Source organism: Vagococcus fessus (assembly GCF_003987565.1).
In the GTDB taxonomy this organism is placed as follows: Bacteria; Bacillota; Bacilli; order Lactobacillales; family Vagococcaceae; genus Vagococcus_D; species Vagococcus_D fessus.
Genome location: NZ_NGJY01000002.1, coordinates 186202 through 200931 on the forward strand (window position 1 = coordinate 186202; position 14730 = coordinate 200931).

The following is a 14730-nucleotide window of genomic DNA, read 5'->3' on the forward strand; positions in this document are numbered from 1 at the left end:
TTTTTTATTCTTCTTTAGCTTCTACAGGTCTATTGAATGCCTCTTTGTCAAAAGTACCTTCCCACTTATCAACCATAATAGCTGATACCATTGAACCTGCAACGTTTAGCATCGTACGTCCCATATCAACAATTGGGTCAATCCCGAAGATAGCACCAATACTTGAGATATGTTGACCATATCCTAAACCATTTAACGTTACTGTCGCCGCTACTGTCGCTGTTCCTGGTACACCGGCAATTCCGATAGAACCTACTGTTACAACAACTACTACTAAAACGTAGAACGAGAAGTTCATTTCAGCACCTGCAGCTGACGCAATTAATGTTCCTAACATCGCTGGGAATACACCGGCACAACCATTCATTCCAACTGCTGTTCCTAATGTTCCAACGAAGTTTGATGTTTCTTGAGAAACACCCATATCATCTTCTAATGTTTTAAGTGTATACGGTAACGTTCCCACACTTGAACGTGAAGAGAAAGCAAATAATAACGTTGTGAAAGCTTTTTTGTAGAACGTTACTGGGCTAACACCCATTAATACAAGCATCACTACATAAATTAACATCATTATGATAACACCTGTATAAAGCGCTGCGATGAACCCTAACATTCCAAGAATAGATTGAATTCCTTTTGAAATAATAGTATTACTTACTAACGCAACAACACCATACGGCATTAATTTAATAACGTTTGTTAATACTGAGTTAACTGTTACTTTTAATGAATCTAACAGTGTTACAAATGGAGCGACTTGATCTGGTTTCTTCACTTGTAAGAAACGAATCGCACTTGCAAATAACGCTGCAACAATAACTACTGATACGATACTACCGTTATCTCCCATAACATTAATAATGTTACTTGGAATTAAATTCAAGAAGAATTCTGGGAAACTTTGAGACGCTATGTTGCTCATTGATTCAACTTTAGCTTCTGTTAAATCTCCAGCAAAATCTGCACCATTAAGACCATAAAGTTTTACAACTAAAATTCCGATAGCGGCAGCAATCGCTGTTGTACCAAGTAAAGCTGTAAATGTTTTACCTGTTAAGGTTTTTAAACGATCCCCTTTTACATCAATTACTACTTTAATAATAGATAAAAATACGACTGGAACAGCTAATAATTGCACTAATTTCAAGAATCCTGTTCCGATTAATCCGTACCATGTAGAAATTTCTAATTGAGCGTAGTCTGTATAAACAGCACTCTTACTTCCAATTAAATCAACTACCACACCCATTGCTAACCCAACAACCAACGCAATAATCATACGTTTTGAAAAGTTAACACGTTTTCCTTTTAATGCTTTTAAAAACAGAATTGCTACAATCAAAAGCGCAATTGCTCCGATTGTATAAAAATTACTAACCTTCAAAAACTGAGTAAAAAACGGTGCATCTATCATATGTCTTCATCTCCCTTTATTTAGCTGTATTGGCCGCAACATTAATCGCTTCCCAAGTAGAAGCAAATGGTGGTGCGTAAGCAAAATCGACAAATCCTAATTCTTTAGTTGTTAAACCAGCATGAATCGCTGCTGTTAAACCTGTCGCACGTAAAACAGTTTCATTTTTACCGAATAATTGAGCTCCATATAAAACAAGTGTTTCAGCATCATAAACTAACTTAATCATAATTTTCTCTTGCACTGTATAGTAGTTAGAGTGATTATTTGTTTCGATACATGTTGTTTTATAGTTTAAACCTTTAGCTTTCGCTTGCTTTTCAGTAAGTCCTGTACTAGCTGCTTCATAAGCACCAGCTTTAATCGCACTACTACCTAAAGCTCCGACATACTCTTCCATTTTATCTTCTGAAACAGCAATATTTGTTCCAACAATACGACCTAATTTATTCGCAGTTGTCGCAAGTGGGATATAAGAGTCTCCTAAAAGACGATGCGGAACTGATGCACAATCTCCCGCAGAGAAGACATCTTTTTCAGATGTACGACCATATTTATCGATAATGATTGCACCATTCCCTAGCATCTCTAATTGTCCTTTTAAGAACGCTGTATTAGGTCTGAAACCAATCGCTACGATAACAGCATCCGCTTCGTAATCCCCTTTATGGGTCTTAACAGCCGTCACTTTACCATCTGTTGTAATAAGCTCTTGAGCTAATTCATCTAAATGAATGGCTACGCCTTCTTCTTCAACAGCACCTTTTAATTTCTCAGAGAATTCCGGATCGAATGGGCCACTCATAATTGCTGAACCTGCTTCAATTAAGCGCATTTCTTTTCCTTGAATCGCTAATTGATCCGCTACTTCAACCCCTATAAATCCGCCACCAATGACAACAATCTTATTATACTTAGCTAAGTTTTCTTTCAAGCGATTCACTTGATCAATCTTAGTTATCGTATACACATTTTCACTATCCATTCCTGCTAAAGGCGGGACAATAGGTTGCGCTCCTGTGGCAATCATTAAACGGTCATAAGTTTTAGTCTTTTCTTCACCTGTTTTTAAATCTGTCATTGTGATTGTTTTTGTTTTAAAGTCAATCGCTGTTACTTGATGCTCTAACATTAAGTTAACGCCTGATGCTTCCATTTGTTCCGGCGTACGAGCAAACATTTCATTTTGGTCTTCAAACTGGTTTCCTAAATAGTAAGGTAAACCACACGCTCCAAACGAAACATATTTTTCTTTCTCAATAACTGTTACAGTTGCCTCTTTGTTTGTACGGGCAGCTTTTGCAGCAGTACTCATCCCTGCTGCAATTCCTCCAATAATAACGATTTCCATTAGTCGATCTCCTCTGAATAATAAATTTATTAATTATTATGCTTTTTTATCAATGATAAATTCAATTTCAACTAGTGCATCTTTTGGTAATTTAGCTACTTGGAAAGCTGAACGCGCTGGGAATTCAGTTCCAAAATAACTACCATATACTTCATTAAACACTGCGAAATCATTTAAATCTTTTAAGAAACAAGTTGTTTTAACCACTTGATCAAATGATGCTCCCACTTCATTTAAGATAAGAGCCATATTTTCCATTACTTGTTTAATTTGATCTTCAAACTTATCTGATGGAAACTCACCTGTCATACCATCTACTGGTAATTGACCAGATACAAAGACTAAGTCCCCTACCTCTCTATATACTGAATACGGTCCGATTGCTGCTGGAATTTTTCCCATTTTAATTTCCTCCTAATTTTAGTGTTATTATTACGTCCGTAATAATCATTTTTTATCCAAAAGATATTTTTTTATCATCTAGATAATTTTTTCACACTCAAAATTTAACACACAAAAAAAAGCTTGTCAATCATCTATAAAAACTTTATACACAAGACAAGACAAGCATGTAAGCATTTTCCTATAATGTGTTATTTCTAAATTTAATAGTTAGTTTTCTCATTGGTTTTTTAGTTTATCTTTGATAATTTTTTATCAAAAACTATTGACAAACGTTTTCATAAAATGGTATTTTTGTGGTGAAAGGGATTTATTTCTATGATAATTTTTTATATCTAGTGGTCACTATAAAAAAATGGAGGGTGTTTTATTATGAAAATCAACACAAAACTTTTACACGGTTATCCAGTCATTGATCCAGAAACTGGCGCTTCTTCAATTCCAAAATACCAAACGTCAACATTCCATCAAAAAGATGTATTTAATCACACTGGCTATAGCTACAGTCGCTTTGCCAATCCAACAGTTGATGCTGCTGAAAAATGTATTGCCGCACTCGAAAATGCAGAATACGGTCTAGCTTTTTCATCAGGGATGGCAGCTATCAACTCCGTTCTATTTATGCTATCTAACGGTGACCATTTAGTTCTTGGGAAAAATATATATGGTGGTACTTTCCAAACTGTAAATGACTTCTTAGTTCGTTTTGGTGTTGAATGTACATTTGTTGATGAATCAAATGTACAAGAATGGGAAGAAGCTATCCAACCTAACACTAAAATGTTCTATTTAGAGTCACCTTCAAATCCACTTCTTACTATTACAGACTTAAAAGAAGTGGCTACTATTGCCAAAAAACATAATATTTTAACAGCATCAGACAATACCTTTATGACCCCTTTATCTCAACATCCTTTAGAATTGGGTATTGATATCGTAATTCACAGTGCTACCAAATTTATAAACGGTCATAGTGATGTTGTGGCTGGACTTGTGGTTACCAATAATGAAGACTTACATACACAATTAAAAATGCATCAAAAAGCGTTGGGTGGTACTTTAGGTGCTGAAGATGCTTGGTTAATGTTACGTGGTGTTAAAACAATGGGACTTCGCATGGAAAAGTCAATTGCCAATGCGCAACAAATTGCCGAACACTTACTAACTAAACCGCAAGTAAAAAATGTTTACTATCCTGGTTTAAGCACTCATAAAGATCATGATGTTCATGTCAAACAAGCTAGTGACGGCGGCGCAGTGTTATCATTCGAATTAGAAACTGAAGAACAAGTTGCCCACCTTTTTGAACAATGTCGTGTTCCAATTGTAGCTGTAAGCTTAGGGGGAGTAGAATCTATCTTGTCTTATCCTTGGCTAATGTCCCACGCCTGCATGCCTGAAGAAGAGCGCCTAAATATGGGTGTTACCCCTACTTTAATTCGTTTATCATGCGGAATTGAAGACATCGAAGATTTACTTTCCGATTTAGAGAATAGCATTAAATAATCATTCTTACCACTAAAAAGCTCCCCAAAGAGTTATCTCTGGGGAGCTTTTCTATATAAATCGCTTACGCTTTAACAACGTTTGTTGCTTGAGGTCCACGATCTGAAGTTTCGATATCGAAAGTCACAGCTTGACCTTCTTCTAATGTTTTGAAACCTTCATCTTGAATTGCTGAAAAATGTACGAATACGTCTCCGCCTTCGTTTTCGCGTTCGATAAAACCGAACCCTTTTTCTGCGTTAAACCATTTAACTGACCCTTTTTCCATGTTACATTCCTCCTCGTGCATATATGCACTATATAATGATGTAGTCTACTCAGTAAAGCACGAGAGAGTTAAAACTTTCACGTTTACTTCCTAGAGATTACACTTATATAGTACGCCAAATTATAGTATTAAGCAAGGAAAACGATTATAGAGAAATGTGATATCTATTAAAACTCTCCCATTTCTCTAAAGCTATAGTATGAATCGTTCCCAATAATCAAGTGGTCTAATAATGGAATCCCAATAATATCCCCTGATTCTTTTACACGTTTGGTAAATGCTTTATCATTTTCTGAAGGTGTTAAATTTCCCGATGGATGATTATGCGCCAGAATCAAATGAGCCGCTGAATACCTTACAGCCAATCGGTATATTTCCCTAGGATGAGCCACTGATTGATTTAAACTCCCTATAAAAACTGTTTCCTGTTTGATTATTTCATTATTTGTATTTAGGTATAAGGCAACTAACTTCTCTTGATGTAAATCTTTCATTTCATGGATTAGTTTTTTTCCAATCCCTTCACTTGATGACACCTTCCCTGTTTTTTCTATTTTAGATTCAGCTAGTCGTTCTCCTAATTCTAATACGCATTTTATTTCAATCGCTTTGACTTTCCCGATCCCCTTTATCTCGAGTAATTCTTCAACCGTTGCTTTTTTTAAATCATACAATGTCGGAAAATTTTGCATAATCTGAATAGCTAATTCAATAACATTCTTTTCTTTGCCACCTGTTCTTAACACCACTGCTAATAGTTCATACGTGGCTAAAGCTTTTACACCTTCATTCAATGCTCGTTCCCTTGGTAATTCGTTTTGTGGAAAATCAACAAGTTCTTTTGATAATTCTTTAATAATCAATAAAAGACCTCCTTTCACACTCTAATTACTAGATACGTGAAAGAAAGTCTTTTAATTTTATTTAGTTAGCATTTCTTTAACGTCAACTAAACTTGTTACAATTGATTCTGCTTTTTCTACCATCTCAGGATTAGGCTGTAATAAATCAGGAACGACAACCACATCGACACCTGCACCATATGCAGCACGTACCCCATTGATTGAATCCTCTAACATCAAACACTCTGATGACTCTAATCCTAAACGAGCGACTGCTTTTTCGACAATCTCAGGGTCTGGCTTCGCACGCTTAACATCTTCTGATGAGACGATATCGATGAAATAATCTGATATTCCAGCTTCTCTTACTAAAATGTCAATAAATCGACGCAAATTACTTGAAGCGATAATACATGGAATATTTTGCTCTTTTAACTGATCAAGCAACTCACGTGCGCCTGGTTTTAAATCAACTAATCCCGCTTCAAAACGACGTTCTGTTTCTGCATAAGTCACTTGAATAAATTCATCAATTGCCTCTTTACCTGCTGAAATAAAATCAGTGTAAAACGCCTCATGAAGTTCCTCATCAGACTTTCCAACATGTCTCATGTAATATGCCTCATCATAGCCTTTAATACCGTAATCTGGCGCTAAAGCCGTATGAACATCACAATAGATAGACTCTGTATCAAATAACAGACCATCCATATCAAATATAATCCCTTTGTAGCTTTTACTCATAGAATTCTCCTCCTAAAATAAATGCTCTTACTTGAGAAATAAAATAAAGCGACCCTGTCACAACAACCATATCCTCTGAATGACAGGCTTTAGTTAGTTTTAACAGACCTTCTTGCCAATTCCTCTCACTTTTGACCTCTGACAATACAGATGCTGGATAATCCTTAATAGCACGTGCCTTAGGATAATCAAACGTCGTCACTGTTAGTTCAACGTTAGGCAAGGTTTGAAATAACTCTATCATTGGCTGACAGTCTTTTGTTGATAACGAAGCAAACATTACATGAATTTTTCGATCATGAGCCATGCTCGCCAAACTTTCGACCAGTCGAGTCACTGCCGGCTCATTATGAGCACCATCTAAAATAATAAGCGGCTCTTTTCGTATGACTTCCATACGTCCTGACCAATGTGCCTTTGACAACGCTGATTTAATCGTACCTTCGCTACATTTGTATCCAAGAGGCTGGGCTAATAATTCATAAAGCTTAATTGCAACTGAAGCGTTATCCACTTGATGTTTGCCTATTAAAGACACCATCACTTCTGATAAGTTTAATTCATCAGATTGATAGGCAAACATCTCTCCAACCCATTCAACAGACTGCTGCTCACTACTTTTAAACGACTCTCCATATTTGTATACTGATGATGTTTTAGAATTAGCTTCACCGGTTATAACCGATACTGCCTCCTCTGGTAAATCACCTAATACAACTGGCACTTCCACTTTAATGATCCCTGCTTTTTGAAAAGCAATCTCTTCAATCGTATTGCCTAAAATATCCATATGATCCATGCCGATTGTCGTAATAGCAGAAGCAAGAGGCATGATAACATTCGTACAATCTAACAAGCCACCTAAACCAACCTCCACAATTGCTATATCCACTTTTTGTTCAGCAAAATAACCAAACATTAAAGCTGTCACAATTTCAAATTCAGTAATCCCACTAACCTCCTCGGTAGCATCTAACTCCGCTACAAGAGGTTGTAATTTTAAGACCCATCTGACTAACTCGTCATTAGGAATAGGTCGATTATTTATCGCAATTCGTTCATTAAAATAAGTAATAAAAGGTGAGGTATATGTCCCCACCTTTAAATTTTCTTCTTCTAATAAACATCTTAAATCAGTGACTGTCGAGCCCTTACCATTTGTACCGGCTATATGAACGGTCTTGATTTTATTTTGAGGGTTATCCAACTTTTCAAGCAACGCTTCGACACGTTGTAACCCTGGTCGATTGCCAAAGGCTAATCGACCATGAATCCAATCTAATGCTTCTTGATACGTCATTCAAACCCTCCTAGTTTATTATTTTTTTAAAGTTGCAATACGTTCTTTAACAGCGGCTTGTTTTTCAAGATAATCTTTTTCTTTTTCACGTTCTGCTGCAACAACTGCTTCTGGAGCACCTGCTACGAAACGCTCGTTAGAAAGTTTTCCTTGAACCATTTTTACTTCTTTCGTCCATTTGTCTAATTCTTTTTCAAGACGCACAATTTCTTCATCAATATTAATTAAATCAGCAAGTGGTAAGTAAATTTCAGCTCCTGTAATAACGGCACTCATCGCAAGCTCTGGTGCTTCAATACTTGGTGAAATTTCTAATTCTTCTGGATTACAGAAACGCTCAATATAGCTTGTATTCTCTTTCAAGAATTCTTCTACTGAACTGTCTGTTGTTTTAATTAATAATGTAATAGTTTTAGACATTGGTGTATTTACCTCAGAACGGATGTTACGAACTGAACGGATTAATTCTTTAAGTACTTCCATCCCATCTGCCGCTTTGGTATCAATCATACTTTCGTCTTTAACTGGGTACGGTGCTACAACGATTGAGTCACCTTGATGAGGGATTTTTTCCCAAATCGCTTCTGATACGAAAGGCATAATTGGGTGGATTAGACGCATAATGTTATCTAATGTGTGAACTAAGATACTACGTGTCATTTGTTTTTGGACTTCATCTTCACCGTAAAGAACTTCTTTACTCATTTCAATATACCAGTCACAGAAATCATCCCAGATAAAGTTATATAGGTAACGTCCCGCTTCACCAAATTCATATTTTTCAAATTGCGTATTCACACGGTCAATCGTTTCATTTAAGCGTGTTAAAATCCAACGGTCTGCAACTGTCTTATGACCTTCTAAGTTAATATCTTCATAGCTAAAGTCTTCTGTATTCATTAATACAAAACGACTCGCATTCCAAATTTTGTTAATGAAATTCCAAGCAGCATCCATCTTATCATAGCTGAAACGCATATCTTGACCAGGTGTAGACCCTGTTGATAAGAACCAACGTAAGCTATCTGCACCGTATTTATCAATAACATCCATTGGGTCAATTCCGTTACCTAGAGATTTACTCATCTTACGTCCATCTTCAGCACGGATTAAACCATGAATTAATACATTTTCAAATGGTGCTTTTTCAGTGAATTCTAAACTTTGGAAAATCATACGACTTACCCAGAAGAAAATAATGTCATACCCTGTTACTAATGTTGAATTAGGGAAATAACGTTTGTAGTCTGGATTTTCTTCATCTGGCCAGCCCATACCTGAGAATGGGAATAACGCAGAACTGAACCATGTATCTAACACATCTTCATCTTGGTTCCAGTTTTCCGGATCTTTTGGTGCTTCTTCTCCTACATACATTTCGCCTGTTTCTTTATGATACCAAGCTGGAATACGATGTCCCCACCATAATTGACGAGAGATACACCAGTCATGAACATTTTCCATCCAAGACATAAACGTATTTTCAAAACGAGGAGGGAAGAATTCCACTTTATCGTCTGTTGCTTGATTGTCCATTGCTTTTTTAGCAAGTGGCTCCATCTTAACAAACCATTGAGTTGATAAACGCGGTTCAACAACAACACCACTACGTTCTGAGTGCCCAACGCTGTGTGTCATTTTTTCAATTTTAACTAAACGTCCTTCAGCATCTAAATCAGCAATAACTGCTTTACGTGCTTCAAAACGGTCCATTCCGGCATATTTGCCACCTAACTCATTGATAGAGCCATCTTCATCCATAACATTAACACGAGGAAGGTCATGACGATTACCAACCTCAAAGTCATTAGGGTCGTGAGCTGGTGTAATTTTAACAACACCTGTTCCAAAGTCCATCTCAACGTACTCATCAGCAACAACTGGAATTTCTTTATTTAATAAAGGTAAAATAACGTTTTTACCAATTAAATGTTGGTAACGTTCATCATCAGGGTGAACTGCAACTGCTGTATCTCCTAACATTGTTTCAGGACGAGTTGTCGCAATTTCAACGCTATCTCCACTACCATCAGCAATTAAATAACTCATGTGGTAGAACGCCCCTTCAACATCTTTATGAATAACTTCGATATCTGATAAAGCTGTTTTAGCTTTAGGGTCCCAGTTGATGATAAACTCACCACGGTAAATTAAGCCTTTTTCATATAATTTAACAAATACTTTTTTAACTGCATCTGATAACCCATCGTCTAATGTAAAACGTTCACGGTCATAGTCTACAGAAATCCCAACTTTACCCCATTGCTCACGGATATGTCCTGCATATTCCTCTTTCCATTCCCATGTTTTATCTAAGAATTTTTCACGGCCTAAGTCATAACGTGAAATGCCGTCTTCTGCTAATTTAGCTTCAACTTTTGCTTGTGTCGCAATACCAGCATGGTCCATTCCAGGCATCCATAATGTATCGTAGCCTTGCATACGTTTATGACGAATAATAATATCTTGTAAGGTTGTATCCCAAGCGTGACCTAAATGTAGTTTACCAGTTACGTTTGGTGGTGGAATAACGATTGAGTAAGGTTCTGCTTTAGGGTCTTCACTTGGTTTAAATAACCCTTTTTCTACCCATTTTTTATAACGTCCCGCTTCAACAGCTTGCGGTTCGTACTTTGTTGCCAGATTTTTTTCTTCTGTCATATCGATTCCTTCTTTCTTTTATATAAGTTTTTTTTAATAATAATGATTAACAGTGACAGTCAGGTGACAGTATTTTATCAATAAAAAAAGCCCTAAAACACATGTGTGTTTTAGGGCGAATTTACGCGGTACCACCTAAATTTATAGCAGACTATACTGCTACATCTTGGTGTGAAATAACGGTCACAACTCGGAATAGCCTACTATTAGTTCAGCTACTCAGACTATAAGCTACCTTCACTTCTTTAGAAATAAAAATCTTTCAGCCTTGGATTTTCTCTCTACGACTTCACCAGAAGTTACTCCTCTTAATCAGGGTCTTATCAACAGTTTACACGTTAATATTCTATTCGTCAATTCTAATCTTATAGTGATTTCACAAAATCAAGAGCTGCTTCGTAATTAGGCTCTTCCGCTACTTCCGGAACGATTTCTTGATATCTGACAATACCTTCAGCATCGATTACGATAATTGTACGAGCTAAGAAATCCATCTCTGGAATATAAAGACCATAAGCTTTACCAAATACTTTTTCAGGATCGTGTAACATTTCCATCCCTACGCCTTCAGCTGCACACCAATTAGCTTGTTGCTCTTTAGTATTAGAAGAGATTGTCATTAAATGAATCCCTTCTAGATTTGCGGCTTCTTGATTGAAACGTTTAGTTTGAATGTGACAAACTGATGTATTAATATCTGGAACGATACTTAACACTACTGGTTGTCCTTTCAATGAACTTAATGAAATTTCCTTATCCTCTAAATTGTTTAATTTAAACTCTGGAGCTTTCTCTCCGACTGTTACTTGAGTTCCTTCTAATTGTGCTGGTTTGCCTTTTAATGTAATTTCCATACTATACGCCTCCGTTAGTCTATTTGTTCTACCCCCAGTGTACAAAAAAAAAGCATCCTCTACCAAGAAGACGCTTGTGATTTTATATCCAATCACTATTGATTAGCAAAATTAAACTGTTTATTAGATGTAAAGTTCTCATCAAAATAAATCAGAGTTTGAAGCTCTGTCGTCAAATCAATGTACTGAATCTTAACATTATCAGGTACTTTTACACGCCCTGGTGCAAAATTTAGAATAGCTGTAATTCCGGCTTCAACCATTTGATCGACTGCTGCTTGAGAATGTTGACTTGGAACAGTGGCAATCGCTGTTGTAATTCCTTCTTTTTCAACTATTTTTGTTAAATCTTTCATGTCTTGAATAACAATGTTATTAATTTTTGTCCCTACTAATTCAGGATCACTATCAAATGCCGCCACAATCGTCAGGTTATCATTACGTCGGAAATTATTTTTTACTAGAGCTTTTCCTAGATTACCAGCACCTACTAAGGCGATTTTCTTTTCAACTTGGGTATTTAATATATGACTGAAAACTTGGATTAAATAACTGACATCGTAGCCATAACCACTACGACCTAATTCCCCAAAGTGAGAAAAATCACGACGAATGGTGGCAGATGGCACTTGGATAAGTTGGCTAAATTCTTTTGATTTAATACGCTCTACTTTTGATTCCTCAAGCATTTTTAAATAACGATAATACAACGGGATACGCTTGGCTGTTGCATTAGGAATCTTACATTCTTCTACCTTGCTCATACTGACACCTCCTTGTTAAAATATTCACACTTTCAGTTTACCACTGTCTAGACCTATTGACAACAACTTTGTGAAGAATTAACCAAACAAAAAAAGACTAAAATGTTATTTCTAGTCTTTTTTATACTATAATAAATCAGAAAACTCGTCTTTTTCACCTTGTAAATAAGTCTGTCCTGATTGTATTTCAGAAATGACGATGCCATCAACCGCTCTAGCAACAAGCCCTTCAACGTCCATCTTCTCTTCAAACGCAAGCGCCCGGTCTAAACGTGGCTTTGTTTTTGGTTTAGGTGGCGCAAAAATTGTACAACAATCTTCAAACGGTTGGATTGCTAAATCAAACGTGTCGATTTTTTCAGCAATTTCAATAATTTCATTTTTATCCATAGCAACAACTGGTCTAATGATCGGCGTCGTTGTCACGTCATTAATCGCAATCATACTATGTAAGGTTTGAGAGGCTACTTGTCCTAATGACTCCCCATTAAAAATAGCTAAACCTTTACGTTTCTTCATAATTTCATCTGTTATACGTAACATGAATCGACGTGTGATTGTCATTAGATACCCTTCATCCACATGTTTCTTAATTTCTTCTTGTATTTCAGTGAATGGGACTTCAATAAACTGAATGCCACCTACATATGGCACTAATTTAACAGTTAAATCTTTGGCTTTATCTAAAGCTTGTTGACTTGTGTATGGAGGACTATGGAAATGAACGGCTTCAATTTCCACTCCACGCTTCATGGCTAAGAATCCAGCTACTGGTGAATCGATTCCTCCAGATAACATTAACATTCCTTTGCCACTAGAGCCTACTGGTAAACCACCAGCACCTCTTATTGTCTCACATGATAAGTAAGCCCCATCCATACGAATCTCTACACGCATCGTAATATCAGGCTGTTTCATCTTAACTGCAATGTCTGGAATAGCTTGAATGACATGATAGCCTACTTCACGGTTTAACTCATTTGTATCTAAGACAAAATCATGGTCAGCACGTCTTGTGTTAACTTTGAAGCTCATACCGTCTTCATAATTTTCCTTGACCATTTTAACAGCTGTTTCATAGATTGTATCCAAATCTTTTTCAACACGTATTGCGGGAGAAAAGTTTTGAATCCCAAAAATTGGTTTTAGCGCTTCAATAACACCTTGGCTATCTTCACCATTTAAAAGTAAATGCATACGATCACGTTCACCGTGTACTTTAACATTTGGATAAGCACGTAATGCTTTTTTTACATTTTGTGCTAATATGCGAATAAAAATCTTTTTATTTTTACCCTTTGTCGATAGCTCGCCATAGCGAACCATTATCTCTGTATAATTCATTCAGTTCCGTCCTTACTAACTATTAATTTTTGAAAACTGTTCTTGTAATTGATTGAAAGCAACCATAAATTGCTCTGCTTCAACCATTGTTGATTCGGCATTTAAACTTGCTCGAACTGCTGTAATAGCTTTATCATCAGCAACTCCCATAGCATGTAGTGTACTACCAGATACTTTACTCTTACTTGAACAAGCACTTGTTGTCGAAATAATAATATCCTTTTTCTCAAAAGCGTGTACAAGTACCTCGCCTTTGATATCTTTTAAGCCAAAACAAATAATATGTGGTGCAAAATCTTCAGAATCTTCAGAGAATAACGTTACTTTATCGTATTTTCCTAATGAATCCATTAAGTACTCTTTGATATTGGCTTCGCGTTTATTTTTCAACTCTTGGTCTTCTAGTTGCAATCTAACCGCTCTTGCCATCGCTACGATTCCTGCTACATTTTCAGTCCCGCTACGTTTTTGTCCCTCTTGTCCACCACCATTTAATAACGGTGCAATACGACGACCTTTACGCCAATAAATAAATCCAACCCCTTTTGGTCCGTGGAATTTATGAGCTGAGAATGTCGCAAAATCAACACGAGGTGTTAGATAGTTAGAAACTGGAACTTTACCTAACGCCTGCACAGCATCTACATGGAAATGAATGGTTGGATAAGCTTCTAATACTTCTCCAATTTCTTTAATAGGTTGAATCGCACCCATCTCATTATTAACACCCATTACAGATACTAAGATGGTATCTTTACGAATTAAGCTTTCTAATTCTTCAACTTTAGCACGTCCGCGTTTATCAACAGGTAACACACTAATTTCAAAACCAAACTCAACAAGTTGTGCTGCTGCTTTAGAAACGGCACTATGTTCAACTGCTGAAATAATAATATGTTTACCAAAGCCGTGTTTCTCAATTGCTGTTCCTTTGATGACCCAGTTGTCGCCTTCTGTCCCACCACTTGTAAAGAAGATCTCTTCTGGCGTTACACTTAAACCTTCTGCAATTTGTTTCCGTGACTCTGAAAGTAAGCGGCTTGCTTGATTTCCTAAATGATGTAAACTTGAAGGATTTCCCATAATACGTTGAGATGTCTTCATGTAGGCATCTAAAACACTAGGATGAATTGCAGTTGTTGCACTATTATCAAAATATATCATCGTTAACACCTCTTTATATTAGTCATGACTAAGTCTATAGAACTTAACCGTCTCTTGTTACAAATCATTATTAATTATAGTCTTTATCCCAACTAATATCAATCTTACAAACC

13 protein-coding genes and 1 other annotated feature are annotated in these 14730 nt (G+C 36.5%); of the genes, 1 reads left to right on the forward strand and 12 read right to left on the reverse strand.

The genetic code is table 11. The features are described from left to right. Positions 1–4 precede the first annotated feature (4 nt). Genes CBF31_RS05245 through CBF31_RS05255 form a run of 3 tightly spaced genes read right to left on the reverse strand, consistent with a single transcriptional unit; the run spans position 5 to position 3170 of the window. Complete coding sequence (locus tag CBF31_RS05245) at positions 5–1417, reverse strand: cation:dicarboxylate symporter family transporter (RefSeq protein WP_126831344.1); 1413 nt, start codon at positions 1415–1417, stop codon at positions 5–7. Between the two features lie 16 nt (positions 1418–1433). Further along, the gene (locus CBF31_RS05250) at positions 1434–2768 is read right to left on the reverse strand and encodes a CoA-disulfide reductase (protein ID WP_126831345.1); all 1335 of its coding nucleotides are present in this window, start codon (positions 2766–2768) and stop codon (positions 1434–1436) included. A gap of 36 nt (positions 2769–2804) precedes the next feature. After that, entirely contained in the window at positions 2805–3170 is a 366-nt protein-coding gene (locus CBF31_RS05255; protein ID WP_126831346.1) for a Rid family detoxifying hydrolase, read from the reverse strand. A gap of 372 nt (positions 3171–3542) precedes the next feature. Here CBF31_RS05255 and CBF31_RS05260 point away from each other — a divergent pair, with 372 nt between their 5' ends. Then, complete coding sequence (locus CBF31_RS05260) at positions 3543–4676, forward strand: trans-sulfuration enzyme family protein (RefSeq protein WP_126831347.1); 1134 nt, start codon at positions 3543–3545, stop codon at positions 4674–4676. A gap of 64 nt (positions 4677–4740) precedes the next feature. On the opposite strand, the gene CBF31_RS05265 is transcribed toward CBF31_RS05260, so the two are convergent. The 9 genes from CBF31_RS05265 to CBF31_RS05305 form a co-directional block, all read right to left on the reverse strand. Continuing rightward, the gene (locus CBF31_RS05265) at positions 4741–4944 is read right to left on the reverse strand and encodes a cold-shock protein (RefSeq protein WP_126831348.1); all 204 of its coding nucleotides are present in this window, start codon (positions 4942–4944) and stop codon (positions 4741–4743) included. A 167-nt stretch (positions 4945–5111) separates the two neighbouring features. Continuing rightward, entirely contained in the window at positions 5112–5804 is a 693-nt protein-coding gene (radC, locus tag CBF31_RS05270; RefSeq protein WP_126831910.1) for a RadC family protein, read from the reverse strand. 60 nt (positions 5805–5864) lie between these two features. After that, on the reverse strand, positions 5865–6530 hold the full coding sequence (locus CBF31_RS05275; protein WP_126831349.1) for an HAD family hydrolase: 666 nt from the start codon (positions 6528–6530) through the stop codon (positions 5865–5867). Next, entirely contained in the window at positions 6523–7830 is a 1308-nt protein-coding gene (locus tag CBF31_RS05280; RefSeq protein WP_126831350.1) for a bifunctional folylpolyglutamate synthase/dihydrofolate synthase, read from the reverse strand. Before CBF31_RS05280 ends, CBF31_RS05275 begins: the two co-directional genes overlap by 8 nt. Before the next feature lie 18 nt (positions 7831–7848). Further along, positions 7849–10491 carry a valine--tRNA ligase gene (locus CBF31_RS05285; RefSeq protein WP_126831351.1) on the reverse strand — a complete coding sequence of 881 codons (2643 nt, stop codon included), beginning with the start codon at positions 10489–10491 and terminating at the stop codon, positions 7849–7851. 108 nt (positions 10492–10599) lie between these two features. Continuing rightward, positions 10600–10817: a binding site (T-box leader), on the reverse strand. Positions 10818–10856: 39 nt separating this feature from the next. Then, entirely contained in the window at positions 10857–11345 is a 489-nt protein-coding gene (tpx, locus tag CBF31_RS05290) for a thiol peroxidase (protein ID WP_126831352.1), read from the reverse strand. Between the two features lie 95 nt (positions 11346–11440). Further along, a complete protein-coding gene (locus CBF31_RS05295; RefSeq protein ID WP_126831353.1) occupies positions 11441–12109 on the reverse strand; it encodes a redox-sensing transcriptional repressor Rex in 669 nt (222 codons plus the stop codon). A gap of 126 nt (positions 12110–12235) precedes the next feature. Next, positions 12236–13453 (reverse strand): tRNA uracil 4-sulfurtransferase ThiI, encoded by a 1218-nt coding sequence (gene thiI / locus CBF31_RS05300; protein WP_126831354.1) that lies wholly within the window; start codon positions 13451–13453, stop codon positions 12236–12238. Between the two features lie 15 nt (positions 13454–13468). Beyond that, positions 13469–14617 carry a cysteine desulfurase family protein gene (locus CBF31_RS05305; protein ID WP_126831355.1) on the reverse strand — a complete coding sequence of 383 codons (1149 nt, stop codon included), beginning with the start codon at positions 14615–14617 and terminating at the stop codon, positions 13469–13471. Positions 14618–14730: the final 113 nt, after the last annotated feature.